27 protein-coding genes and 1 pseudogene are annotated in these 24305 nt (G+C 43.7%); 18 read left to right on the forward strand and 10 right to left on the reverse strand.

The window, feature by feature from the left end:
• The 5 genes from LRL21_RS26265 (at position 1) to LRL21_RS26285 (ending at position 6085) form a co-directional block, all read left to right on the forward strand.
• Positions 1-1584: a response regulator transcription factor gene (locus LRL21_RS26265; RefSeq protein WP_240418730.1), complete on the forward strand. Its 1584-nt coding sequence runs from the start codon at positions 1-3 to the stop codon at positions 1582-1584.
• An 89-nt stretch (positions 1585-1673) separates the two neighbouring features.
• Complete coding sequence (locus LRL21_RS26270) at positions 1674-3011, forward strand: ABC transporter substrate-binding protein (RefSeq protein WP_240418731.1); 1338 nt, start codon at positions 1674-1676, stop codon at positions 3009-3011.
• A gap of 28 nt (positions 3012-3039) precedes the next feature.
• On the forward strand, positions 3040-4053 hold the full coding sequence (locus LRL21_RS26275; RefSeq protein ID WP_240418732.1) for a zinc-binding alcohol dehydrogenase family protein: 1014 nt from the start codon (positions 3040-3042) through the stop codon (positions 4051-4053).
• Between the two features lie 89 nt (positions 4054-4142).
• Positions 4143-5243, forward strand: a complete 1101-nt coding sequence (locus tag LRL21_RS26280) for a glycoside hydrolase family 88/105 protein (protein ID WP_240418733.1) — start codon at positions 4143-4145, stop codon at positions 5241-5243.
• A 479-nt stretch (positions 5244-5722) separates the two neighbouring features.
• The gene (locus tag LRL21_RS26285; protein ID WP_240418734.1) at positions 5723-6085 is read left to right on the forward strand and encodes a VOC family protein; all 363 of its coding nucleotides are present in this window, start codon (positions 5723-5725) and stop codon (positions 6083-6085) included.
• A gap of 58 nt (positions 6086-6143) precedes the next feature.
• Here the strand turns inward: LRL21_RS26285 and LRL21_RS26290 are convergent, their stop codons facing one another.
• Together LRL21_RS26290 and LRL21_RS26295 are read right to left on the reverse strand one after the other, a co-directional pair.
• On the reverse strand, positions 6144-6578 hold the full coding sequence (locus tag LRL21_RS26290; protein WP_240418735.1) for an Rrf2 family transcriptional regulator: 435 nt from the start codon (positions 6576-6578) through the stop codon (positions 6144-6146).
• A gap of 71 nt (positions 6579-6649) precedes the next feature.
• The gene (locus LRL21_RS26295; protein ID WP_240418736.1) at positions 6650-6850 is read right to left on the reverse strand and encodes a hypothetical protein; all 201 of its coding nucleotides are present in this window, start codon (positions 6848-6850) and stop codon (positions 6650-6652) included.
• 205 nt (positions 6851-7055) lie between these two features.
• Between LRL21_RS26295 and LRL21_RS26300 the strand changes: the two genes are divergently transcribed.
• The 4 genes from LRL21_RS26300 (at position 7056) to LRL21_RS26315 (ending at position 9532) form a co-directional block, all read left to right on the forward strand.
• On the forward strand, positions 7056-7709 hold the full coding sequence (locus LRL21_RS26300) for a TetR/AcrR family transcriptional regulator (protein ID WP_240418737.1): 654 nt from the start codon (positions 7056-7058) through the stop codon (positions 7707-7709).
• 52 nt (positions 7710-7761) lie between these two features.
• On the forward strand, positions 7762-8283 hold the full coding sequence (locus LRL21_RS26305) for a hypothetical protein (RefSeq protein ID WP_240418738.1): 522 nt from the start codon (positions 7762-7764) through the stop codon (positions 8281-8283).
• Between the two features lie 159 nt (positions 8284-8442).
• Entirely contained in the window at positions 8443-8856 is a 414-nt protein-coding gene (locus tag LRL21_RS26310; RefSeq protein WP_240418739.1) for a GNAT family N-acetyltransferase, read from the forward strand.
• 232 nt (positions 8857-9088) lie between these two features.
• Positions 9089-9532, forward strand: coding sequence for a hypothetical protein (locus LRL21_RS26315; protein ID WP_240418740.1), 444 nt, complete (start codon positions 9089-9091; stop codon positions 9530-9532).
• 55 nt (positions 9533-9587) lie between these two features.
• Here LRL21_RS26315 and LRL21_RS26320 read toward each other — a convergent pair whose 3' ends face one another.
• Positions 9588-10178, reverse strand: coding sequence for a TetR/AcrR family transcriptional regulator (locus LRL21_RS26320; protein WP_240418741.1), 591 nt, complete (start codon positions 10176-10178; stop codon positions 9588-9590).
• A 186-nt stretch (positions 10179-10364) separates the two neighbouring features.
• Between LRL21_RS26320 and LRL21_RS26325 the strand changes: the two genes are divergently transcribed.
• The 7 genes from LRL21_RS26325 to LRL21_RS26355 all read left to right on the forward strand — a co-directional run bounded on the left by LRL21_RS26325 (position 10365) and on the right by LRL21_RS26355 (position 15654).
• Positions 10365-11396: an aldo/keto reductase gene (locus LRL21_RS26325; RefSeq protein WP_240418742.1), complete on the forward strand. Its 1032-nt coding sequence runs from the start codon at positions 10365-10367 to the stop codon at positions 11394-11396.
• A gap of 202 nt (positions 11397-11598) precedes the next feature.
• On the forward strand, positions 11599-12549 hold the full coding sequence (locus LRL21_RS26330) for an MBL fold metallo-hydrolase (RefSeq protein ID WP_240418743.1): 951 nt from the start codon (positions 11599-11601) through the stop codon (positions 12547-12549).
• Between the two features lie 322 nt (positions 12550-12871).
• Positions 12872-13384: a GNAT family N-acetyltransferase gene (locus LRL21_RS26335; RefSeq protein WP_240418744.1), complete on the forward strand. Its 513-nt coding sequence runs from the start codon at positions 12872-12874 to the stop codon at positions 13382-13384.
• Between the two features lie 231 nt (positions 13385-13615).
• On the forward strand, positions 13616-13969 hold the full coding sequence (locus tag LRL21_RS26340; RefSeq protein WP_240418745.1) for a hypothetical protein: 354 nt from the start codon (positions 13616-13618) through the stop codon (positions 13967-13969).
• 293 nt (positions 13970-14262) lie between these two features.
• Positions 14263-14814, forward strand: coding sequence for a cyclase family protein (locus LRL21_RS26345; RefSeq protein ID WP_240418746.1), 552 nt, complete (start codon positions 14263-14265; stop codon positions 14812-14814).
• 232 nt (positions 14815-15046) lie between these two features.
• Entirely contained in the window at positions 15047-15352 is a 306-nt protein-coding gene (locus tag LRL21_RS26350) for a hypothetical protein (protein ID WP_240418747.1), read from the forward strand.
• Positions 15353-15378: 26 nt separating this feature from the next.
• Positions 15379-15654 (forward strand): hypothetical protein, encoded by a 276-nt coding sequence (locus LRL21_RS26355; protein ID WP_240418748.1) that lies wholly within the window; start codon positions 15379-15381, stop codon positions 15652-15654.
• Positions 15655-15674: 20 nt separating this feature from the next.
• Here the strand turns inward: LRL21_RS26355 and LRL21_RS26360 are convergent, their stop codons facing one another.
• Genes LRL21_RS26360 through LRL21_RS26375 form a run of 4 tightly spaced genes read right to left on the reverse strand, consistent with a single transcriptional unit; the run spans position 15675 to position 22157 of the window.
• On the reverse strand, positions 15675-16352 hold the full coding sequence (locus LRL21_RS26360) for a hypothetical protein (RefSeq protein WP_240418749.1): 678 nt from the start codon (positions 16350-16352) through the stop codon (positions 15675-15677).
• A gap of 47 nt (positions 16353-16399) precedes the next feature.
• Positions 16400-17446, reverse strand: coding sequence for a hypothetical protein (locus tag LRL21_RS26365; protein ID WP_240418750.1), 1047 nt, complete (start codon positions 17444-17446; stop codon positions 16400-16402).
• 49 nt (positions 17447-17495) lie between these two features.
• Positions 17496-18536, reverse strand: a complete 1041-nt coding sequence (locus LRL21_RS26370; protein WP_240418751.1) for a hypothetical protein — start codon at positions 18534-18536, stop codon at positions 17496-17498.
• Complete coding sequence (locus tag LRL21_RS26375; protein WP_240418752.1) at positions 18537-22157, reverse strand: AAA family ATPase; 3621 nt, start codon at positions 22155-22157, stop codon at positions 18537-18539.
• Between the two features lie 335 nt (positions 22158-22492).
• Here LRL21_RS26375 and LRL21_RS26380 point away from each other — a divergent pair, with 335 nt between their 5' ends.
• A complete protein-coding gene (locus LRL21_RS26380) occupies positions 22493-22732 on the forward strand; it encodes a hypothetical protein (protein WP_240418753.1) in 240 nt (79 codons plus the stop codon).
• Between the two features lie 290 nt (positions 22733-23022).
• Here LRL21_RS26380 and LRL21_RS26385 read toward each other — a convergent pair.
• Positions 23023-23236: pseudogene (locus LRL21_RS26385) on the reverse strand (DinB family protein); the annotation flags it as partial.
• Between the two features lie 125 nt (positions 23237-23361).
• Here LRL21_RS26385 and LRL21_RS26390 point away from each other — a divergent pair.
• Positions 23362-23559, forward strand: a complete 198-nt coding sequence (locus LRL21_RS26390) for a hypothetical protein (RefSeq protein WP_275900914.1) — start codon at positions 23362-23364, stop codon at positions 23557-23559.
• A gap of 205 nt (positions 23560-23764) precedes the next feature.
• Here the strand turns inward: LRL21_RS26390 and LRL21_RS46385 are convergent, their stop codons facing one another.
• Both LRL21_RS46385 and LRL21_RS26400 read right to left on the reverse strand, forming a co-directional pair.
• A complete protein-coding gene (locus tag LRL21_RS46385; protein ID WP_338044680.1) occupies positions 23765-23974 on the reverse strand; it encodes a helix-turn-helix domain-containing protein in 210 nt (69 codons plus the stop codon).
• A gap of 115 nt (positions 23975-24089) precedes the next feature.
• Positions 24090-24305: transposase (locus tag LRL21_RS26400; RefSeq protein WP_240418756.1), on the reverse strand; the 216-nt coding region annotated here is incomplete at its 5' end.

Below are 24305 nucleotides of genomic sequence, written 5' to 3' on the forward strand. Positions count from 1 at the left end.
ATGTGGAAGGTTGCGATTATTGATGATGACCCCAATTTACTGGAGGGGATGCGATATGCAATTCCGTGGAAGGAGCTGCAGGCAGAGTGGGTAGGCGAGGCTATTGACGGCAAGGAGGGTTTGGAGCTGATTCTGCAGTCAGGGCCCGATATTGTGATTAGCGATATTGACATGCCAGTGATGAATGGGCTGGAAATGCTCGAAGCGCTGCGTCGTGAGCAGTACGAAGGAAAATTTATTATTTTGAGCGGATATTCCGATTTTGAATATGCAAGGCAGGCGCTGCGCTTGTCGGTAGATGATTATTTAAGCAAGCCGATTTCAATTGAAAGCTTGAAAAAGGTATTGGAGCGGGTCATCGGGAATTTGGAGCAGGAACGGTTGAAGGAACAGGAAGCTCAGGAGCATGAGCAGAGGCTGCAGGATTTTGAGCCTTATGTAATGAAGGAATGGCTGAAATCACTGCTGATCGGAGATGCCGGCAAGCAGGTCATCCGATCGGAGCTGGTTCAAATCAAGGTGGAGCAATGGGAGAAACAGGTGCATGTCGTACTCTGCATGGAGCTGGAAATGTCGGATGGATTGAAGAATTGGTATGCTTTCGACCGCAGTCTGATGCGATTTGCGATCCAGAATGTGGTCCGGGAAATACTCGACGCCTACGGAGTCGAGTACGAATATATGGAAATGAACAGCCGATTGTACGCGCTGTTGATCCATCTGGATGCGAATGAACAAAGTGAGCAGCTGCTGCATACGATCACCCGCCAAAGCAGCCGTCAGATCGAGCTCGCTCTGCGGGATCATGTCAAGCTGACGATGGCAACCGGGGTCGGCAGCTTCCAGAAGGACTGGAGACAGCTGGGCGAATCGTTCGAACAGGCATGCCACAGCCTTAAGGGTGAGACGCTTGGAGAGGATAAGCCTATTCAGGGGCAGGAAATCAGCTCCGTACGCTTTTTCCATCAATTGGCTGAAGCCGTTCGCAATGTTCAAGAGGAGCACGGCAACCAGCTCATAGCTGAATATATAGCCGGGCTGAAGGCTGACGAACCGTTTCATAAGCAGGATGTGAAGCAGTTTGTGAGTGAGCTTTGGATTATTATGAACTATTCGCTGTATGATATCGGAATCGAGCTGAAGAACATGTATCCGGCTTTTGAGCCCGTGCCGGAGCCAGGCGGGGAGCATACTACAGACAGCCTGCAGCGCTGGCTCCAAGAGATGGTGCGGACCATTATTCACAGCACGTATATGAATGAAAATGTACGCCATCAGAAAATAGTCGAATTCATCACCCAGTTTACCCATGAGCATTACATGGAAGATATTACACTCGGTATGATTGCGGAGAAGGTTCAGGTGTCCAAAAACTATTTGGGCCAAATTTTCAAAAATGTAATGAACGAGACCTTTAATAACTACATCACCCGAATCCGTATGGAGCGGGCCAAAGGTATGCTGCTTGAAGGGAATTTATACATTTATGAGGTGGCCGAAAAGGTTGGATATAACAGTATTTCCTATTTTAGTACGCAATTTAAAAAATATACCGGCTATAATCCGACGGATTTAATTAAATAACAATCGTTTTTTGTTGTTTTGTAGAAACAATTGTAACTTTGTGTTATAGGATTCAATCTGCCGTTAAATTATAATATGAAGGGTCAAGGGTGAAAACAAAGAAAAGGGTGATTACAGTGGGATTTGGACGTAAAAAGACGGCTGCTATGCTGTCTGTACTTGGCTTAAGCTTAACCTTATCGGCGTGCGGTTCGGGCAGTCCGACAGCCCAGCCTGCCCAAGGCGGGGATAAAAAATCGGAAGTCAAATTGCGAATTACATGGGCTGGCTCGCAAGTTAGACATGATGCTACGCTTAAAGCTCTGGATGCTTATACCAAGCTGCATCCTGAAGTGAAATTCGAGCCTGAGTATATGGGATTCGATACGTATTGGACCAAGATGGGTACGCTCTCCGCAGCCAGAAATTTGCCCGATATTATGCAAATCGATACGAATAACTTGATGGATTACGCTCAGCGCGGTCAATTATTAGACATTGGAAGCGGTATCAGCGCATCCGATATTGATCCTTCCCTGATTAAAGCCGGCAATGTGGATGGCAAGCAGTACGCGATTCCGATCGGTGCCAACGCCATAGCTCTGCATTACGATAAGGTGATGTTAGAGAAGCTGGGCATTCAGGTTCCCGATCAAGGCTTCACATGGGATGAGCTGATCAAGCTGGCGCGCGAGGTGAAGCCGAAGCTGGACAAAGGAAAGTATTTGCTTCAGGATTTATCGGTTTCCATTGCCGGGAATGAAACGGACAAATATGAGATTTACCAGCTGGCCCAAGGCAAAGGCCTTCTGCACACGCCAGACGGTAAATTCAATATCGATAAAGACACCTTCGTGAAATTCAATCAGCTGTTTGCGGAGCTGCGCAAGGATGGTATCGTACCTCCGATTGATGTTACGGTAGCGAATAAGGAGAATGATCCGAAGCTAGACAATTTGCTGAATGGTACCATCATGATCCAGCGTGGATATGCGGCAAGCATCGGTGCTATTGATGGTGTGAAGCCAGGCCAATTCGGATTAATGGTTACACCTAAAGCTGTAAAATCAGGTTCTTTCCTGCTGCCTGCCCAATTTTTTGCAGTTTCCAAGGAGTCCAAATATCCGGAGCAAGCAAAGCAATTCATCGACTGGTTCGTGAATGATGTAGAAGCGGGCAAAATCTTAGGATTGTCGCGCGGACCGCAGGTTTCCAAAAAAGTTTCAGAGGCTCTCACTTCTACATATACGGATGTGGAGAAGCAGCAGATTGATCTGATCCAAAAGACGGCTCCTATTGCAAATGAATTTAACAGCAGACCCAAAGGCTATGGCAGCTTTGCCGGCGAATACAACAAGGTCTCTCAGCAAATCGGATTTGGCAAGATCACACCGGAGCAGGGCTTCGATGAGCTGAAGAAAAAATGGCAGGAAACTGTTGGTAAATAAGTGAAATCAAGCAGGGGAGACAAGCTGAATGAGAAGCATCGTTTGTCAACAAATCAATGAATTCAAAATGACTGAAGCGGAAATTCCCATACAGCAGCCCGGCGAATCGCTTGTCCGTATTAAAAGGATCGGTATTTGTGGAACGGATCTTCATGCTTATAAAGGCAATCAGCCTTTCTTCAGCTATCCACGCATATTGGGTCATGAGCTGTCGGGCATCGTCGAGCAGATTGAAGGCGAAGCAAAGGGGATTTCCGTCGGTGATCAAGTGGCGTTCATTCCTTATCTGGAATGCGGCGAATGTATTGCTTGCAGGAATGGCAAGACGAACTGCTGCACGAAGATGCGTGTGCTGGGCGTTCATACAGATGGCGGTATGAGAGAATTTATTGCTGTACCGACTGATCACCTGATCCCGGTCAATCAGCTTACGCTGGACGAGGCAGCTGTATTGGAGCCGCTGAGCATCGGCGCCCACGCTGTAAGACGTGCCGAGCCACAGCCGGGAGAGAAGGTGCTTGTCATTGGAGCGGGTCCGATCGGACTTGGCGTTATGGCCTTTGCCAAGCAGCGTGGTGCCGTTGTCATTGCGATGGATATGAATGATCAGCGTCTGCAGTTTTGTCGCGAATGGATCGGTGTTGACTATATCGTGAACGCATCCGATAATCCGAAGGAGCAGCTGGAGGCTATCACAGATGGTGACTATCCGACGATTGTGTGGGATGCCACGGGCAACCGGCATTCGATGACTGGTGCTTTTCAATGGGCAGCCCATGGCGGCAAGCTGTTATATGTCGGCTTGGTCAGTGCGGATATCACTTTCAACGATCCGGAGTTTCATAAAAAAGAGCTGACCCTGATGGGCAGCCGCAATGCCACCAAGGCGGATTTTGAGGTTGTCATTGAAGCCTTAAGCAGCGGTAAGATGGATATGAATGCTTATATTACACATAAAACAAGCTTTGATGGCATGATCGCGGAATTTGAAGGATGGTTGGATCCGGCGAACGGTGTCATTAAAGCAATGGTTGAGGTTTAAGAGCATACGGCAAGCAGTGCGTGTTCACCAAGAGCCTTGGGCCATCTTGGGGGAACGCGCATTTTCATGAATTTAGGAGGTAGTTGACAATGACTTATGCACAAATTGATCTGCTTAAGAAGCAGTATCGAACAGAAGAGAAGTGGTATTCGCTGCGCTGGCATTATATTGAAAGCTGCATTCTCAAGGCTTATCAGGACAGCTATGAGCAGACAGGAGACCAAGCCGAGTACGATTTTGCCAAAAGCTTTATCGATCGTCAATTTAATGAAGCGGGTATTATTGAATTCATTGATGTGAATTATTACAGCATAGATCAGATCCGGATGGCCTCTAACCTGTTCGCGCTTTATAAACAGGAGAAGGATGAGAGATACAAAAACGTGCTGGACCAGATTTATAGGCAGCTGGATTCGTATCCGCGTACGAAATCGGGAAGCTTCTGGCACAAAGAGAATTATCCGAATCAGGTTTGGCTTGACGGCTTGTTTATGGGCCAGCCGTTTTATGTGCAGTATATAAAGGAGTTCAGCGAAACCAAGGATTATTCCGATACCCTGCGCCAATTCGCGAATGCGCGCCAATTTTTATATGATGACAGTAAAAAGCTATATGCGCATGCTTATGATGAGAGCCTTGAAATTTTCTGGTGCGATCCTGTTACGGGGCAGTCTCCTCATGTATGGGGGCGTGCTGTGGGCTGGCTGGTCATGGCACTGGTCGATGTGCTGGAGCTGCTTGAGAAGGAGCCTGCCGATACGGAGCCATTAAAGGCCATGCTGTTGGAAACGATTAATGACATGCTGCCTCATCAGCACGAAGGTGGCATGTGGTTCCAGGTTGTAGATCATGAGGACAGTGCAGGCAATTACCTGGAGTCAAGTGGAACGCTGATGCTGGCTTATGCAATCTTAAAAGGTGTGCGGCTTGGATGTCTACCCAAGGAATATGCGGTATACGGTCAAAAAGCTTTTGATGGTACCGTAAAGGAATACATTCATGAGGTGGATGGAGAAATCCGGCTGGGCGGTATTTGTAAAAGTGCAGGGCTTGGCAGAAATCCGGACACGGGCATTGTGCGCGACGGCAGCTATGTGTACTATATTACCGGAGAGCAGGTTGTGGAGAACAACGGACACGGGGTTGCACCGCTGCTGCTGGCTTACAATGAGATAAAGCTGCTGAAATAATATGAATGGATGAAATCCAATTTGTTGTCATTACCATTGGCGATAAATTGGATTTTTTGTCATATTGCGGAGTTTGTCATTTCGCTCGACATACGGGCTTCTATGATCTTTAGTCATCTTTGTAGTATTATCGGGTAGATATAACCTAGACAAACAGGATCATGGTAGCGTTATCCAAAATGGACAAAAATTGGCTTTGCAAAGGAAACTGCAAAAGTAAGGTGCAAGCGAGATTAATAAAAGCCCGAAGATACCGTTTCTTGTATTTTCGGGCTCTTTACATTAATTATACAAACACGTATATACATCCTCTGAAATGATGAAGATATATTCCTTGCTTGATTCTATCTGTACTTGTAACATTTGAAGAATTTTCGCCAAAAAAGTTTGACAGGATCGAGATATTAATATATAACTATAATTGTTATAACCAATATAGTTATAGGTTAATAAATTAAATTCAAATTTGGGAGGTTAATATGAAAATCACAGACCATTTTATCCCCGTTTTTACCAATCAACTAGATACAACCGTTGCTTATTATGAATCTCTTGCTAACCGACCTATGGATCGAAGCTGGGAAATTCCCGAAGCTGGATTGTCTTTAGCCACAGTATATCCTTACGTTATCGTATCTGGAAGTCCGGAGGCCTTGGAGCCCGCCAGGTCACTCCGTGCCGTAGTGTACGTTGATTCCATGAACGAATTGAAGGACGTATTCAAACAGCAAAATACCCTTATTATAAGGGATCAGCATGGTCCTATTGGTCCAAGCATTTTTGTACAACATCCTGATGGCAGTTTTATTGAATATGTAGAGCCTGCTCAGGCTACTGTTTGACTGGCACAAATATAAAAAATGTAAAATAAAGCTGCTCCACGGTACGTAGAGAGCAGCTTTATTTTACATTCGCTTTTGTCCGTAATTCCTCAACAATCTGAGCCAGAGTGACGGAAGCCAGTTTATGCTCCATTGCCAACTGCGCATGAGAGAGCTGTGGTGCAAGAACCGATTCAATGTTCATGCCTACAGAGCAACTTGGGTCAGGGTCCTTGTGAAAATTGAAAAGCTGGTTTCCTTCCACAGATTCGACCGCCTGATAGATATCCAGAAGGGTTAATCTTTCGGGAGATATTCGAAGGGAGGCCCCCGCAACTCCAGCTTTTGTTTCAATGTATCCTGCTTTTTTGAGCTGGGCCATGATCCGTCTAATGACAACAGGGTTACTATTGATGCTTCGTGCTATTCGATCGCCTGTACTATATAGCGGGTCCAATGTAATCATCGAGAGAATATGGACTGCCATCGAAAAACGACTGCTAATTTGCTTCATCTTCTCACCCTCTTGCTACACAGTATAATTCCAATTAAAGAACAGGTCAATCGACAAAACAAAGGTAGGGGCTATAAGCCTCCGACGAACGGAGCTTGGTCACTAATCAGGTTGGCCAAGCAAACTGTTTCTAGAGCAAGCGATTCCTTGTTGCTATCGTTTGCAGGTATAGCTAATGTATGTTCGGATTGGATGGTCATAAGTACAAGAGCACCTCCATTGGCTCCACCCTGTATTGTTTTCAACTGTTTTGACATGCATTCACGGTCCATTAAGATGATCGTAATGCAGAACATATTGGCATAGCCATTCTATCATGTCCCGAGCATCTCAGAGAAGATTTGCAGGATTGAATATCAGGATATCCAATAACAAAAACGAAACTTCATTCTAGCAGATACGGTTCTATTGACAATAATCCTAATCCGCTTTATATTTTGATTATCATGTATGTCAATTAAAAAAGAGGGGTACACCATGTCGCCACGTACAAAAGAACAAAATGAAGAGATTCGTAAGCAGCGGACACAAGAGATTTTGCAGGCAGCCATTCTTGTTTATGCGGAAAAAGGTTACGCGGCATCTGAGATTGGTGAAGTAGCGGAACGGGCAGGTCTGGCGCGCGGGCTGGTTTACCACTATTTCAAAAACAAGCAAACCTTGTTTCGTGAACTGTACGAGTACATGATGAACAGGACCCAACATTTTACGAAATCCCATTTCCAACAAGAGGGCTCATCGTTTAATCTGTTCAGTGAGTACGCACGATTGGTTTGCAAGCAAGTACTGGATGAACCTGAGGTATCTCGCTTTTACATGCGAATCAGCATGGATGTGCATTACTTGTATACTGCTGAACCATTTTCTCCGTTTGAATGGGTGAAGAGCTTCATAGAACCGATGGCGCAAGCCATTGAGAAGGGCATTAACCAAAAGACGATTCGTCGGGGAAATGCAAGCCTTATGGCTATGCAATTCTGGGGTGCCGTATCACAAGGCATGAATTATTTAGACAAACTGCAGCAAGATCTCTTCTCACAGGGGACTTTGGAGCAGGAGATGAAGGAGCAGCTAGAGGTGCTTTTAGAGCAAGTGATTGAGTCGGCTTTAGGGGTAGTAAGGCCAGAGTAATTTTTTTATTCTTATTATTGACAATCGTGATAGTCTGAAAAGGAGAGGACAAATGACGTTAGCAGCAGTAAAAAAACAGGATTTTGATTCATTGGATGATGAAAGACTCGGGTGGGTATGCATGGAACCAACCTTTCTTCAAATTCGCGGAAAAGATATGTCCGTGAAAACACAAGTAATAGCTCAACTCACCAAGGGACAACAGGCATTATGCATGTTTAGAGTATTGTACGATCATGCCAAAAACTCGGTGATTGAGTATTATGCTTGGATATCCTACTTGCTGGATAAACCGGGTTATTGGTCAAGTGTGAATGAAGGCTTGCGTTTCTTTGGCGATACTTCCATGATCCGTTTGCTTGAGGAAACGCAAGAGGTTCTCGAAGCAAGGAACCACAAGCTAGGTGTGCAATGGAGTGAAGCTACTTTTAAAGACTTGGATCACGATAATGAACTCCTAAACGCTGTAAGTCTTTTATTTGAACGCTTTCATGAGATCGCTCTGGATAGTCTCAAACAAATTAGAACGTATATTCGCTCCAACCCGCAACACTTTGTAGAAATAGAAAGCTAAAATCACCTCATCTAAGCTTGGCTTCTAAGTGGACCAAGAAATTAGGATAGTGAGCTCACGGATGCCCGTGCGACCGCTAGTGATGTTCAGGGCGGAGATCTGACTTTGTCAATCATCGGAACGGGAACCGTGGCCACCTAAAGAAAGGTTTGATATCATTTGGAAATTAGGATTATTGAGAAAGAACAAGCTTGGCAATTGCGTCATAAAGTAATGTGGCCGGAGAAGGATTTCGATTTTATAAAACTGAAAAATGACGACGAGGGTACTCACTATGGACTTTTTGAAGGGGAAGAACTGATTTCAGTGGTGTCACTCTTCATTCATGGAGTACAAGCACAGTTTAGAAAGCTTGCAACGCTATCCAGTCATCAAAATAAAGGCTATGGAAGCAAACTCCTGAATTATGTACTCATCGAAGCAGAGCGCCTAGGCGCAAAGCGGATTTATTGCAATGCAAGAATCGAAAAAGCACCGTTCTATGAGAAATTAGGACTTTCTAAAACTGACGCGACCTTTAGTAAAAGCGCCAAAGCTTATATTGTTATGGAACGTTTCTACGATGACGTGTAAGTCTCACTGATATAACCAACGGGACAAAATAGTGCAATCAATTGAAACGGGATCTGCGACTGCTGCGGGTCCCTTTTTCATTGCGATTTTGGAAGCATTTCTTTTTTTCTTTGCCTTAAGTTAGGCAGGATTATTGAATAAGGTTGGTAGCCTGGTTATACTAATTATTTGAATTTGCAACTTTACAAGCATATATACAGTCTAAAGAATACTAGCAATTCAGGAGGTATTTATGAAAAACAAAGCTTATGGCGCATGTCTTTTAATGATTATGCTGATTTGTTCAGCTTGTTCTAATGTCGAAACTCCGAAGCAAAAAGCAATATCAACCTCAAGCAACCAAGCGAAACAGATTCATACACGTACTGAGCTTTTGAGGGTATATACAGATTTAACAGAGGAATCGAATTGGTGGGTTGTTCCAGAAAACGTTAGTACGATGACTATATATGCAGAGGCTGAAAATACAGAATCAGTTTTATTTTGGATAGCACCAACAGGGACGGAAGCAGGGAGTGAAAGAAAACTCATTGGTTACGACATAGATGGAAGTGATGGATGGTCTTACACATGGGAGTTCGGTAGTCGGACATTTCATGATCATATCCAAGTTCAAGCATTAGGAATTGATGGTTCTACACAAGCAAATATGTATATCAATGTACACACCCCTTAAATCTTACTGTTTATCCATCCTGTAAGTCCTAAGATTTGGCAGTACCCTACAAATTTCAAACTTTCTGATCAAGGCATGGTGTTTTACGTATATATAACGTTAAAATTTTTGCTATATCTTCGGGAGGAATTGTACGATCAGTCTTAAACCAGTGTTGTATAATTCCAAACTGTGCATTTCCTAAATAAGCAATTACATAGTCAGAAAACAGGCTTTCATTACTAGATTGATCTCGTTTCAGATTTTCATACAAACGTGTGCCTACTAAATACTGGAGCCGTTCTCTTAATTCTGCTGGAGCTGACGAATGGAATAGTGCTTTAAAAAAACTGGCATGCTTATGCAAGTATTGAAAGGCTTGGGTGATTGGAGGATAAGCTCCTTGATGGTCAGGATGCTGCATCAACTTCTCAAGATTAATAGGTTCGAATACACTCAATAATCCTTGAATAAACGCCGTTTCCTCAATCAGATGAAAAATATCTTTGTAGTGCAGATAAAAGGTGCCTCGATTTATTCCTGCTATTTCACAAAGGTTTTTAACTGTAAGCCCTTTAATACCTTCTTTCTCTAAAATATACAACAATGCGTTCTCCATTAGCGTACGACTGCGGATTACTCTCATATCCGTACTATTTTCGATCATTTGTTATTCCTCCCTATGATGAACGTTGTACTTAGTTATCAACACTTTTGACGTTGTATCTATTAATCAACACATGGCCTTTTATGTTCATTGACCCTCTCGTCATGCTTGATTATAATCGGTTCTATAGCCTTAATCAACACGAGTTCATTACCTTTGGGCTGTATAAATTTAAGGAGGCGAACGATGGAATACCGATATCTTGGAAGAACTGGTACAAAAGTAAGCACGTTTGCGTTAGGCGGATCAAGTTTTGGATCTAGGACAAGTGAAGAAGAAAGCATAAAAATTATTGATGAAGCATTGGACTTTGGCATCAATCTGATTGATACATCCAATAGATACGGAAATGGGGAATCAGAGCATATTATCGGTAAAGCTATTAAGAACAAGCGGCAAAATGTCATATTAGCTTCTAAATTTGGTGCTGAGGCTGCCAATGAATTAAATCAAGGCGGTGCATCTCGCCGTTGGATACGATCCGCTGTTGAACAAAGTCTATTACGTTTGCAAACCGATTATATAGATCTTTATCAACTTCATCTTCCTTTTGAATTTGTTGCCTATGAAGAGATTCTATTAACGTTGAACGATTTGGTGAAGGAAGGGAAAATTCATCATATCGGCACTTCAAATCACCTGGGTTGGCAAATTGTTCAAGCACAAGCCATTAGTGATCGATATCATATTCAGCGATTTGCAAGTGAGCAAACACCATATTCTATTATTAATCGACGAATGGAATTTGAACTTGCTGAAGTAGCTAAACAATATGACCTTTCTCTATTGGTGTACAGTCCCTTATCTGGTGGATTACTAACTGGAAAATACACGGCAGGGCAGGCTGCACAAAGCGATTCACGAGCTGCCACATTAAAAGGATATATGGATACATTAGATCCTGAACTAGCTGAAAATGAATATAAGTTTAAGATAATTGCAAAGTTGCAACAGCTGGCAAATGAAGCGGGAATTTCACTAGCGGATATGGCGATAGCTTTTACCCAAAGCCATCCATCCGTCACATCCACTCTATGGGGACCACGCACTTTAGAGCAATTGAAAGCCTATATTTCCGGTGCACAGATGAGGCTCGGCACAGATGTGTTAGATGCTATTGATGCAATTGTTCCACCAGGCAAACGTATCGATGACAAAGAGCAAACCTGGACTCCGGAGTGGATGAGTACCGAACGGCGCAGACGATACATTAACTGAAATGGGATTAGACTGCTCCCCAATAATTGCTTTCGATTGGTAATATCACCAGCCCTAAGATGGGCTCAACTACCCCGCAATCCAATGTATTTCCCTTGTATCGTCCAATGCGAATTAATCTTGCGTTTTGTCGAATTTTCCTCCTGGAGATGGTCCATGTTATGATGCTTGTATCCATACATATTTAAGGGAGGCACGGAGCATGGCCAGAAAAAGATATGCCAATATGAATGCGGCGGCGAAGGTTAATTCTTTGCAGGATGTGCGCAAGTGGCAAAAGGAGCGGAAGACGAAGGTAAAGGATCTCAGCTTTGCTGTATCGCAAAGCCCGGATAAGAAGCTTGATTTGTTGCGAACGAATCGTGAACAAACGACAATTACCTGGATTGGACATTCGACCTTCCTGCTGCAGACAGCAGGTCTCAATATCGTGACCGATCCTGTCTGGGCTTCGCGTATGGGCTTTGCCAAGCGGCTCACGGAGCCGGGTCTCACGATCAGCGAGCTGCCGGAGATCGACGTGATCCTGTTGTCGCACGGCCATTACGATCATCTGCATGTCAGCTCCTTGCGGGCCATGCCGGGCCGCCCGCAGCTGCTCGTGCCTGAGGGACTTGGGAGCATGATGCGGCGTAAGGGCTTTAAAGCCGTAGTAGAGCTTACCTGGTGGGAAAGCATTGCGATCGGTGGAGCAGTCTTTCATTTTGTGCCCGCACAGCATTGGACACGCCGTACGCTGTGGGACACCAACACCTCTCACTGGGGAGGGTGGATCATTGAAGGCGAGGGTGACGGAGGAAGCTCCGCCCAGGGTTATGGTGGCAGCATTTATTTCGCCGGTGACAGCGGCTACTTTGACGGCTTCAAGCAGATTGGCGAGCGTTATGGCAGGCTGCAGTATGTACTGATGCCGATTGGCGCTTATGAACCGGAGTGGTTCATGTCTATGCAGCATGTAACACCTGAGGAGGCTGTACAAGCATTTATGGATGTTAAAGGGGAAGTCTTTATCCCCATGCACTATGGAGCCTTCAGACTGGCTGACGATACTGCACATGAGGCGCTTTCGCGACTGCATCAGGAGTGGGAGCGGCTCGAGCTTGAAGCTCGCAGACTACAAACACTGCTTCTTGGCGAGACTTTAATTGTATAGCGTTCAATAGCCCTAGTGTCTGGACATTATCACGAATACCAACTGTGACGAAACCATCAGTTGAAGCCAAATGGCAGATGTGTGTAAAGGTATCCAAGGCACACGCAAGAATTATTTGGCTTGGTTTCGTTACTTAGACAGCAAGGAATATGAGAATACCGCATCGAATAAGAAAAATATGTGGGCCAAATCGTGCCTATTTACTGTGACCGACACGAACACCAAGCTTCGGCTTTCTGCTTATTCTTGTTAAGCTAAACGGAGTTTACTTCAATCCGCAAGTTTTATTTAGAACAATTTGATAAATGAACGGAAGTGACTAATGAACATTCGTCTGTTGAATGACTCTGATGCCCAAGTGTACAAGGAAGTAAGGTTGCGTGCATTGAAAAATGATCCTGATGCATTTGGATCAATGTATGAGCAAGAAGAAACTAAACCTCTGGGGCACATTATAGAAAGGATACACCATACAAAAGATCAATTTGCATTGGGATGTTTTGACGACAATAACACATTAGTTGGCATTGTCAATTTTTTACGTGAAAACAGGCTTAAGACGGCACATAAAGGAAATATTTACGGCATGTACGTAGAGCCTAAATTTCGAGGACGGGGGTTAGGTAAAGCCCTTCTAATAGCCTTGATTGAAAGAGCAACAAAAGAATGTGAAGGGTTGGAACAGATTCATTTGACGGTTGTGTCTAATAACAAATCAGCAAAACGCTTATATGTCTCGCTGGGGTTTGAAGTTTACGGTGTAGAACCACATGCATTAAAGTTTGATGAACAGTATTTTGATGAAGACTTAATGATTTTAAGATTGCGACATTAAACTAAAGGGCACGATAGCTCAATGAACCGCCTTTTCAGCAAGGCGGCTTTCTTATGGTTTATTATCAACATTAGAATTTAACATAGCCATTAATATAAGAAAGTTTCATAGTCTTTATGGATTTCTAGACAGACGGCTCTGTTAGTACGGGACTATAAAAGTGAACATTGTCGATTAATTGTGCATAAGAACATTAGTTCTGATATACTGAAGAAAAAGGAGAAATGTACCATGGGTATTTCTATTTATTATACTTGTATGAGAAACCATAACCTTACCAGCAGTGAGGAGCAAGAGATAACAGCCATCATTGATAAATACAATATAGGTTTTGAAATGAAGGATATTGGAGAAACATTTTGTGTTTATGACTATGAGCAGGATGAACCAACAGTGATTTTTGCAGGCTCAACAAAGCTTCCCTTTTCAGATGATTTTGAAGATACATTGCATGCGCTGTTTTATTGGTTGACCTGCTTGACGGATATTAGAAGAAGTATTTCTAATGGGGATTGGCATGTGCATCTAGATGATACGGATGCCATTTGGGATGAGGAAGCGGGCTGGCAAATGCCAGAAGATTAGTAGCTATCTCGACATATACTGCTGGTTTAATCAACACGACGATCCTTCTCCGAGTGTGCGCTAGGTGATAGCAGATTTGGGGGCTGTACTGGCGAAATGATGAACAGGAGTAGAGGCCCTGCTGCGCTTTATTTGTAATCGGGCGCAAGAACTGGCTGTTTGCGAATACGCCGCGCGGAGCTCAGGCTATTCATGTCATGACACTACATTGAAGTAACGGAATATAATATTTCAAGTCAAACAAAAGTGAAGAGAAATTTGGATAATAAGCTTGCAGGGAAGGAGGCATCTGAGTGAGAGTGATCGATTTGTCGTTGCCGATTGCGCACGGCATGCCCGTTTATCCCGGTGATCCGGAGGTAAAAGTCAAAGTGACGCATACATACGAGAGTCACAATTGGGAGCTGCGGCTGCTTTCGATGGGCAGCCATACCGGAACACACGTGGACGCGCCTTCACACATGCACCCTGGTTCCGCAACATTGGATGAACTGCCATTGGAGCGATTTTTCGGATCATCGCGCTTAGTACGGATCGAAGACCCGACATGGCCGGAAGGTCGTGGTCTGTTTTTTGCAGAATCCGTCGGGCTAGAATGCTTTGATCGACTCGCTGCGCTGTGGCCGCCGTTCGTCGGCGGCGAACTGTCTGAAGAACTGGAGCGCGCGTTGTTAGGTATCGGAATTGTGACGTATACGGGGCTACAGGGTTTGGATCGTCTTTCCGGCGGAGCCGACTTTATGTTTTACGGATTTCCTCTGCGCATCGTCAGTGGTGACGGTTCCCCGGTACGAGCTGTTGCGGTAGTGGAGGCTGAACCGGCTGGACTTGGAATGAACGAATAAAATGTACTAGCGGGGAACGATAGTATGGAGCTGTCGGAAGGACAGCTCCTCTTTGATGTTTCTTTGAAGTCTAATGTTGATTGGCATATATCTTTGTAACATACTGGAGTAGCCCTCGTTTTGTTCTAAAGTAGATGTCAAATCTCTGGATCGTCAATCATTCTAATTAATATTGATTAGTAAATGAGTTATAATGTCATAGATCATTGCAATATCAATTGGAGGGTAGCAAATGAAAAGTAAAGGAAAAGTAATTACAATTACGGTACTGGCTATTATTCTTTTTATCATAGTTGGTAGCGTAATATGGTATTTCAACACTGGAGTGGGAGGAAGAGCTGTTAAAACATGGATATCCAATAACTCGGGTGGGTTGAATCGCACCGTTCAAGTCTATGATCAAGGCGGACATCTCATCAAAGAATATGAAGGCAAAATCGACGTACAGGATACAGAATACGGCAACAAAATACTGTTCGAGTTAAATGGCAAACGCACAATTATTTATAACGGTACAGTTATTATTCAAGAAAAATGATTTAATGATCGAGAGGCGTTGTAGTCATGCCTGATTGGGCAGAACAAAACGGTCTCATCGTACCTGGCAGGGTGGCGATTGCTAAAAAACCTCAAGAAGCACAAAAGAAACGCACCTCGAAGGGGGCGCTTTTTTTGTACAACAAATTAACATTCTGGGTGCTGCCAATTATGGGTAAATATGCTGCGACAGGCTTGAGACAAAGAAAATTACAAAGAATCAAATCAGTGTATTACATCGGGATCAACCTACGGACATTAAAGCTGTTAAAGCGGCAGGTACTATTGGTTTTTCAAATCTAATTCGAACAACTTTCTCATATTTAAGGACCTGGTACCAAGGTATATGTATTAATTTCATTCACATTGGCGACGTTAAAATAAGTTAAATCATTGGGTAGGAACTTAACTGCATATGTGATTCCGCCCCCTTTGTCACTTATACCTTTAATGGTAATTACACTAGGTACCGGGACACTGAATTCAGCAGGTGTATGGGTCAATATAACGGAATTATGAATAGGCTTGCCATCAACAAAAATCTGCACTTCATCGTAATCCTGTACGTTAAAGTCCCATATGACCAATTTGGCAGATCCGCCTTGCTTTAACTCATTGACTTTGAAGTCCTTAGCTTGAAGTCCCGGATTTTCTTCTTTATTGAACAATACAGTACCAGCCGCGACCTGGCTGCTGATTTGATCTTTATTAATCACGTTACTTCCTAAGGTGGGGGTACTCTCATTAAAAGCATAATTGATAGTAAGAAAAAGCAATCCAACTCCAAGAAGGATCAGGATTGAATTCAGCCATTTATTAGGTTTTTTGGGGGGTGCAGAAGGGGCGGGGGCAGTGTCTGGAATTGGGCTGCTCGGAACCAAGGTTTCCTCACTATTTAACTCTTCCTCAAGTGGAACTAGTGGAGCTTGTGAAGAGATACCCGTTCTCTGTTGAACGGGTTGAGTGGCCTCTTTACTTCTAACGTTTCTTCTTGGATCCATTGCAATATCCTCCAATCAAATTTAACCCTATGTGCTATTTTAGCAATTTATGGTTTAGGCAATAAGGTGTATGTATTCACGCCATTCACAGCAACGATGTTAAAACAAGTCAATCTGGTTTGCGGAAACTTGACTGCGTACGTGAGTCCGCCTCCTTGATCTTGAATGCCCTTGATGGTAATTACACCAGGAACCGGAACAGTGAAAGCTACAGGCCTATTGGTCAGTACAATTGAATCTTGAATAATTTTTCCATCCACCAGAATTTGCACAATATCGTGATCCTCTGAGTTAAAGTCCCATATTAACATTCTTGTTGAGACATCCCGTGTTAAGCCAGAAATATTGAAATCTCTAGCTTGAATACCATTGTTAAATTCTTGATCGAACAATCGAGTGCCAGCCGCTGGTTCTCTGCTGAATTGCTCTTTCATAAGTTTATTGCTGTCTAATGGTGTGGGGATATATCTACAAGAAGCAATAAAAAGTAAAAAAAGAAAGATTAGAGCAAACAGGACAAGGTTTTTATGCATCCTACCATGTGGCAGCAATATTGTATTAGCAGAGCTGGTAGCTGCTGAAACTGTCCGATTATTTAGCTTTTCATCACGAGTGATCATTGAGCTGATTGGAAATTTATAGTACCAGTAGGACATTAAGAGACGTATCAAGACATACGTAATAATTGCAGATAAAACAGCTCCTGCTTTTGAGAGCATCTGATTATCTGCCCACGAGTTCAGGAATTCGAGTCCAAAGACAGAAGCTATAAGCATTAAAAAACACATTTGAAAAAAAGGAATCAGAACAGGTAGCCCATCATAAATGGTCCGGACCTTCGGAATGACCATAGAAGCGTAAAATAGTATTCCTATCAAAAAGAGTATGTTAACTGTAAAATTAGCGAGTGGAACCTCCAAGACAAATACTTTAATTGATACAAAAATAAAGTATAGGGGTCCAAAAATAACCTTTTCCGGGTAATTACTAAGAATATACTTGATTATCAAAGATAGACTTAAAAGAATAAAGATAAAGATAGGCACTAAGAAGAGGCCGAAGCCTGCATCAGCATTTTGCTTGGAATTTGTCATCTGCTGTCCCCCAACATCTTCAATAGAGAAGAGGCGTTTATGTTGCTACCTAAGGTGCAGGCATCAATGTGTACGTATTCACACCGTTCACAGCAACGATGTTGAAGAAGGTGTATTTGGTTTGCGGAAATTTGACTGCATATGTGAGCCCACCTCCCTGGTCATGAATGCCTTTAATAGTAATTACGCTTGGAACCGGAACAGTGAAAGCTACAGGTGTATGGGTCAGCACAATTGAATCATGTATAGGCTTTCCATCCACCAAAATTTGTACTTTATCGTTGTCCTCCAAGTTATAGTCCCATATTAACATTCTTGTAGACACGCTCCTGTTGAGACCTGGAACTTCAAAGTTTTTAGCTTGAATACCATTTTTTTCTTCTCCATGGAACAATATAGCGCCAGCCGCTGCTTCTCTGCTTATTTGCTCTTTCATCAACTTATTTGTGTCTAAAGCTGGAGGAATGTTACCAAGAAAAAACATCGTAAGGAAAAAAACAAATATCAGAGCAAACAACACAAGGTTCTTATGCATCGACCCATGGGGAAGCAATGATTGACTAGCAGAACCGCCATTTACCCGGATGGCCTGAATATCTTGTTCTTCCTCACGCGTAACCTTGGAGCTGATTGGAAAGCTGTAGTACCAATAAGACATGAACAGACGCATCAGTACAAATGTCGTAACGGTTAATAAGACAGCTTCTACCTTTGAATAGGTTTGGTTATCTGCCCAAGCGTTTAGGATGTAAAAACCGATGATCGAAGCAATAAGCGTAAGAAAGCACATTTGAAGAAAAGGGATCAGGACAGGCAGTTCATCATAAAGGGCCCGGATCTTTGGAATCATCATAGAACCGTAAAGTATGACTCCTAAGAACAATAGGACGCCATAAGGAAAATTAGAGGCTGGTACCTCCAGTACCAACACTTTAATCGAAGCATAAATAATGTACAAGGGTCCAAAAAAAATCTCTTTCTTGTAAGTATCAATCATATAAATGAAGAATAATATCGGACTTAAAACAATAATTAAAGGCACCACTAAGCACCCTAAGCCTGCAGCTGAGCTTGCATTTGAATTTTTCATTTATAACCTTCCAACATCTTCATAAATGATAGTAGATAATTCTTCGACCGTTGCCATAGGATTACCGCTTAGCCTAACAGCGTGATTGCGAATAGCCTTTTCACATATATTTCTAACCAATCGCCCATTTCCGGCTGTGGGATCGCCAATATATTGCAGGAAAAGACCTAATAATGCCGTATCCGCACCCGCGGCAGCTTGATAGCCTTTGGATTTGAAGATTAAACGGCTGATCTGCAGCATTTCCTCAGGAGCATAATCGGGAAACGAGATGATGTTCGGAAAGCGCGATTTCAAGCCGGCATTACTGGCAATGAAGTCGTCCATATCCTGCTCATAGCCGGCCAGAATGACGACCAGCCTGTCTCTGTAATCATCCATTGCTTTAACAAGTGTATCAATGGCTTCTTTGCCAAAGTCATCCTGGCCGCTAGCCAAAGAATAGGCCTCATCAATGAACAATACTCCGCCTAAAGCCTGGTCGATTACATCCTTTGTTTTTAGTGCAGTTTGTCCCAAATACCCGGCTACAAGGCCTGAACGATCCGTTTCAACAACGGAATCGGATTTAACTGCTCCCAGCTCCTTGAGCCGTTTGGCGATTATACGCGCGATTTTGGTTTTACCTGTTCCTGGATTACCCTTGAAAATCATATGCAGCGTTTGCGTTCCTTCTACAGGCAAGCCCATTGCTTTGCGGCGATTACCCATTTCAATCTGCGCAGAGATTCCTTTTACAAAATCTTTAACCTCAATTAATCCAATCACTTCCTCAAGCTCGTGCAGCGCATTATGATTCTCTCGTTTGTCGGAAGCGGGGATAATATTGAAATCCGCCTTATTGAGAAGGTTAAGCTGGTGCACAGGCAGGTCTGGTTGATCAGCGATACGAATCGATTGGTTGCGGATCGCTTCCTCCAGTGTGTTCCGAGCCAATCGGCCGTTGCCGCTGTCGTTTTTGCCGGGAATCTGTTTTTTCTCATAATAAGCCATAAGCCCCTCGCGAATATCCGTTTCTATGGTGAAGCCGCGAGACTCTGCCATTTTCAAAGTGATCTGTTCCAACTGCTCGGCGGTATAGTCAGGAAACTCGATCATCAATGGAAAGCGGGAGGACAAGCCTGGATTTATTTTTAGGAAGCTCCTCATTTCTGCTGTATAGCCCGCCAAAATGACGATCAAATTGTCTTTGTGCAGCTCGATCAATCTGACTAAAGTATCTACGGCTTCCTTGCCAAATCCGCCACCCTTGATACCTTCCTCAGCGAGGGCATACGCCTCGTCAATGAATAGAACACCGCCCAAAGCTGACTCTACCAGCTCCTTGGTCTTGGTTGCGGTCTGACCCATATATTCAGCGACCAAATGGGAGCGGTCGACCTCAACAAGATGTCCCATCTTCAATATTCCCATCGACTTCATCATCTGTGCAATCAGGCGGGCGATGGTCGTTTTGCCGGTTCCCGGATTTCCAGAAAAGACCATATTCAGACTTTGGTTGGTGTCGACGATAATCCCGGCTTCCTGTCGACGATGGTTGACGATAATTTGCTTCTCCAAGGTTCGAATGAATGTCTTCACATTGTCCAGTCCGATAATGCCAACCAATGCTGTTTCAATATTAAAGGCTTCTTTTTGACCCAAGCCAAAATCCTCAAGAACAAGGAGCTTCCAATCCACAGCTGCAGCTTGCTCTTGTTTGCTCAGTCGTACCGATTGCTTGCGGATCGCTTCCTCCAGCAGGTTTCTCACCAAACGGCCATTGCCGCTGTCGTTTCTGCCGGGAATTTGCTTGGTCTTGAATAGCTCAAGCATACGAGGGCCGGCGCTCGGATCAATCTGATAATCGCGGCTTAAAGCGGTCCGTTCCATAATTTCCAGCATATCATCAGGTGTGTAGTCTGGAAATTCTACGATAAAAGGAAAGCGGGAACGCAGCCCGGGGTTTGCTTTCAGAAAGGTTTCCATCTCATTCGTATAGCCTGCAAGCACGACAACCATATTCTCACGATTGTCCTCCATGCCTTTGACGAGAGTGTCGATCGCTTCAAGGCCAAAGATATCATTGCGGCTCCGAGCTAATGTGTAAGCCTCATCAATAAACAAGACGCCGCCCAGGGCCGCTTCAATTTGTGCAGATGTTTTGGGTGCGGTTGATCCGATATATTCGCCAACCAGGTCCTGCCTTGTTACCTCAATGAGCTGCCCTTGACCTAATAATCCCAATGCTTTCAAAATACGCGAAACAAGTCTGGCTACAGTTGTTTTACCCGTGCCCGGATTACCGGAGAACACCATATGAAGCGACATCGCCGTGTTTTTTTGTCCCGCTTGCTCGCGTTTTTTCTGTGCGTTAACGGTCTCGAGCAGCTCGTGGATAAAGTCCTTGACCTGACGCAAGCCTGTTAGCCTATCCAGCTCCAGCATAATATCCTCAAGCGTCTCTTCCTTAATAATCGACATGCGTTTAAGGACAAAGCTTTGAGTAGACGCAGCCACTACGATCTCCTGATCAACACAACGTATGGTTACTTGCTCATTGGCCTGGAGCTCGCCCTTGGAACGCAGATCGAGAATACGATCCACAAATTCCTTTTGACTCCACTCATCGATAGCCTGTCCATAACGCTTACTTTCCACAAAGATTTCCGCAAGCCGATGAAACACATTCTCTTCATAGGAGATATTCAGCTGGGTTTGATAGGCTAGTGTTGAAGCAGCCCTAGTGAATTTCTGCTGGACGAGCCGCTCAACCGTTTCCACATTTAATGGTGCAGATATGGCGTAGGATCGTATACTCTTGAGAATAACTGGTGGAATTTGTGAGGCTATAACGGCTGGCAGTGCAGTATATACATGCTTTTCCTTGACCCACTGATCCATTTCAAAAATGATAAAATAATCGCCAGCATTTACTTGGGTGCCTTCAGGTGTTCGGAAGCTGCCTGTGCTGATCAACTGGGAGATGTAGTTCAGAACCTCAGAATGCGCGTTCTTCATGCCGGTAAAGCAGACCGTTCCCATGCCATCCTGGAAGGTAGCTGAGCAGTCGACAATAAAGTTGCTTTTGACATCCACCTCGCTATAGCGGCTTAAATCGAATTCGTAGTAACGTTTATAGGAAGTTAGATTTTTTTTATTTAGTAATTGGATAAGCAAGCCGAGAGACGTCTTTTTGCCTGTTCCGGCAGGGCCGGAGATGAGGATAACATTTTTGACCTTCCCTTTTTCATTGGCAAAAAAAGCTTTCTTAAAAGCAGCTGCAAGCTGCTCGATATAGCTGTGCTGTGCCCATATTCTCTCATTGAGTTCCCTGATGATGTCGGCAAATTTGTCATCCAACTCCAGGGGAGACTGATCAATCCCTATCTGCTTCACTCCTCGCTTTACATCGGCCAATACCTCGCGGACTGGAGAAGCAGAATTGGGACCGAGTGGAGCTGTACCAGGAAGCGATGTGGAACTATGAGTCACAGTGGAGGGGGGACTATCGTCCTGTCCACGGTTCGTACTGGATAAATTTGCAGAGCTTCTCATACGAGCCGCTGCTTTGTGTTCTTTCATAAAGTCAATCAATTGGATTTCAGGAAAAACAATCCTTATCCATTTTTTAAAACTCATTCAGCTGCCCTCCAACCCAACTCGAAACCTATCGAATTATGTATAATTAATAGTAAAGATATTCCACATTACACAATTGATTTCCTGCTGTTAAGAGATTTTTGGGTTTATTCCCTTAGAGAGATGACTTGGACTAACCCGGATTTTGACCTAGAAGCTGAGATTCCTCAAAGCACATGGAAATCAGCTTCTTTAATATTGTTAAACGCATGATACATGGCGAAATTCTAAGAAAACGTGAAAAAATAAGAGAAAAGTGTTCTCCATTGAGGGGATTATCAATTGGAACTTTAAAGCTTCGTATCGTACTATAAGTAAAAAAGGAGGGAGAAAGCATGAGCACGACTCCACTGCAACAATCGGTATTATTGGCATTAACCACGGAATGGCAGACACCAGAGCAGATCGTTGGTCAGCTTCCGAAAGATTCGGGGAATCTATCCGACGTAAATCAGTCGCTCAAACACCTTTTACGTGAAGGATTGGTGCAGGCGACTCCTGTTGTTTTCGGTCTGTATCGATTAACTGCACTTGGCGCAACCATCAAGGCGACGGAATTGCGTGAGAACACATAGAGTGGCTTTTTGATTCCATACATCCATCCAAAGCACAAAGATTCTTCGACTGCGTCCAAATATAGCAACTTATCTGGATTTGGCTTCATACTAACGACTACCAACAAGATTTTTCATTTTCCTGCAGCCAAATCCTCAAATCTTCTCTCGATTGTAGATTTTCAATTTCCATAGCATAAATACAGTCTCCTTTCTAAGTGTGGAGGGACCAATAGCAGGAAGCTGCACTGGATGTCATCGAATACTTTATCGACATCAGAGATTAAAAAGGATTCCTTAGGCTCCTGGTACTATAAAAGTGAATAGTCGTTCAGGGTAGATGCATAGCCCAACTGATGCAACATTGTAGAAATATTGCCTCGTTGGCAGCTGCCATGGTTAACCACTTGAAGCACAATTTCTGATAATCGTGTGGCGCGTGTTCGGGCGTACAGGTTATCGAGCACAATGGGTTTGTTTCAAATCGTCTTGGCTTTGGAACCATGCTCGGTATTGCTCCCCTAAACTCTCCTGATATCAGTCTGTCATACTATTCACTGGACATCGGTAAAGGACATCGGTAACATTCAGGGCGGATTCTCATATGCTGATCCGAGGAGGGATCACCAGTGCCCTGGCAGCAGAAAGCCATGTCTTTGATCGGCCGACCGGTAGGCGTTTCCTTAGCAACCGGCCAAGGGATTTCCGGCATTTTATGCGGAATGAATCATGGCCAAATTTTTGTACTTCAATATATGTACCACTCCCAATTTGCAACCATGCACTATACTTTTGCACAGGTTCAGGACATTCATCCTTTTCCGTCCTGCTATACGCACTCTACATGATATTTAAACGAAAGCGCCTTCTATATCCTAAAAGGCAGACGCTTTATTAAATTAGGAAGCTTGAAAGGTCTGATTCCGGAATTTACCAGGCTCAGACCTTTTAGTTTGCTTTAATTTGTTCCGCATCGCGGTCAGATTGCGCCGCATCAAGCTCCATAACGAATCAGATTATATTGTATACTTTAGTTAATTAATAAACCTGTTGTTATTGAGCAGTACCAAACTTGCGGGAGGTTATTCGATACGTTGTAGGTGACATCCCTTTTCTGGCTGTAAACTGTTTGATAAAGTACGTGTCATACTCGAATCCCGTGGAAAGTGCAATTTCATTAAGATTCATATCGGTATGTGTCAAAAGGTCACTCGCAACCTTCAAAGATGTGTAAGCAAGTAACCAAATGCTGTTTTTCCACATCTCTCCTGAAACAATTTATTCAGAGTCACACGGTTCAAATGAGCACAATGCGTCAAATCGTTTAAAGAAATCTTTCGCGAGTAATGGCTCAATCTCAAAATCAGTGCTTGATCATTTAGCTTGAAAGACGAAGTCGATTGCATTCTACTAAAATGCCTGTTTTGTACCGATCTGGGTTACGGATGAAGTAGTGACGACGTTGAAATGCTTTAATACGATTATGACGGCCCTCTACAGTAGCATTGGTCCATCGGCAGTGGTGGTAATTGATGATTTCATCTTTCCAATTACGCATGGTTTTCAACGCATGGTTAACAGCTTCGTGCTCGAT

Origin of the sequence: Paenibacillus periandrae, from assembly GCF_022458865.1 — a bacterium.
Lineage (GTDB): Bacteria > Bacillota > Bacilli > Paenibacillales > NBRC-103111 > Paenibacillus_S > Paenibacillus_S periandrae.

Coding starts and splice junctions, on each gene's coding strand:
- LRL21_RS26265 (WP_240418730.1), top strand. CDS start 1: ATGTGGAAGGTTGCGATTATTGATGATGACCCCAATTTACTGGAGGGG.
- LRL21_RS26275 (WP_240418732.1), top strand. CDS start 3,040: ATGAGAAGCATCGTTTGTCAACAAATCAATGAATTCAAAATGACTGAA.
- LRL21_RS26280 (WP_240418733.1), top strand. CDS start 4,143: ATGACTTATGCACAAATTGATCTGCTTAAGAAGCAGTATCGAACAGAA.
- LRL21_RS26285 (WP_240418734.1), top strand. CDS start 5,723: ATGAAAATCACAGACCATTTTATCCCCGTTTTTACCAATCAACTAGAT.
- LRL21_RS26290 (WP_240418735.1), bottom strand. CDS start 6,578: ATGAAGCAAATTAGCAGTCGTTTTTCGATGGCAGTCCATATTCTCTCG.
- LRL21_RS26295 (WP_240418736.1), bottom strand. CDS start 6,850: ATGGACCGTGAATGCATGTCAAAACAGTTGAAAACAATACAGGGTGGA.
- LRL21_RS26300 (WP_240418737.1), top strand. CDS start 7,056: ATGTCGCCACGTACAAAAGAACAAAATGAAGAGATTCGTAAGCAGCGG.
- LRL21_RS26305 (WP_240418738.1), top strand. CDS start 7,762: ATGACGTTAGCAGCAGTAAAAAAACAGGATTTTGATTCATTGGATGAT.
- LRL21_RS26315 (WP_240418740.1), top strand. CDS start 9,089: ATGAAAAACAAAGCTTATGGCGCATGTCTTTTAATGATTATGCTGATT.
- LRL21_RS26320 (WP_240418741.1), bottom strand. CDS start 10,178: ATGATCGAAAATAGTACGGATATGAGAGTAATCCGCAGTCGTACGCTA.
- LRL21_RS26325 (WP_240418742.1), top strand. CDS start 10,365: ATGGAATACCGATATCTTGGAAGAACTGGTACAAAAGTAAGCACGTTT.
- LRL21_RS26330 (WP_240418743.1), top strand. CDS start 11,599: ATGGCCAGAAAAAGATATGCCAATATGAATGCGGCGGCGAAGGTTAAT.
- LRL21_RS26335 (WP_240418744.1), top strand. CDS start 12,872: ATGAACATTCGTCTGTTGAATGACTCTGATGCCCAAGTGTACAAGGAA.
- LRL21_RS26340 (WP_240418745.1), top strand. CDS start 13,616: ATGGGTATTTCTATTTATTATACTTGTATGAGAAACCATAACCTTACC.
- LRL21_RS26350 (WP_240418747.1), top strand. CDS start 15,047: ATGAAAAGTAAAGGAAAAGTAATTACAATTACGGTACTGGCTATTATT.
- LRL21_RS26355 (WP_240418748.1), top strand. CDS start 15,379: ATGCCTGATTGGGCAGAACAAAACGGTCTCATCGTACCTGGCAGGGTG.
- LRL21_RS26360 (WP_240418749.1), bottom strand. CDS start 16,352: ATGGATCCAAGAAGAAACGTTAGAAGTAAAGAGGCCACTCAACCCGTT.
- LRL21_RS26365 (WP_240418750.1), bottom strand. CDS start 17,446: ATGACAAATTCCAAGCAAAATGCTGATGCAGGCTTCGGCCTCTTCTTA.
- LRL21_RS26370 (WP_240418751.1), bottom strand. CDS start 18,536: ATGAAAAATTCAAATGCAAGCTCAGCTGCAGGCTTAGGGTGCTTAGTG.
- LRL21_RS26375 (WP_240418752.1), bottom strand. CDS start 22,157: ATGAGTTTTAAAAAATGGATAAGGATTGTTTTTCCTGAAATCCAATTG.
- LRL21_RS26380 (WP_240418753.1), top strand. CDS start 22,493: ATGAGCACGACTCCACTGCAACAATCGGTATTATTGGCATTAACCACG.
- LRL21_RS26390 (WP_275900914.1), top strand. CDS start 23,362: ATGTCTTTGATCGGCCGACCGGTAGGCGTTTCCTTAGCAACCGGCCAA.
- LRL21_RS46385 (WP_338044680.1), bottom strand. CDS start 23,974: ATGTGGAAAAACAGCATTTGGTTACTTGCTTACACATCTTTGAAGGTT.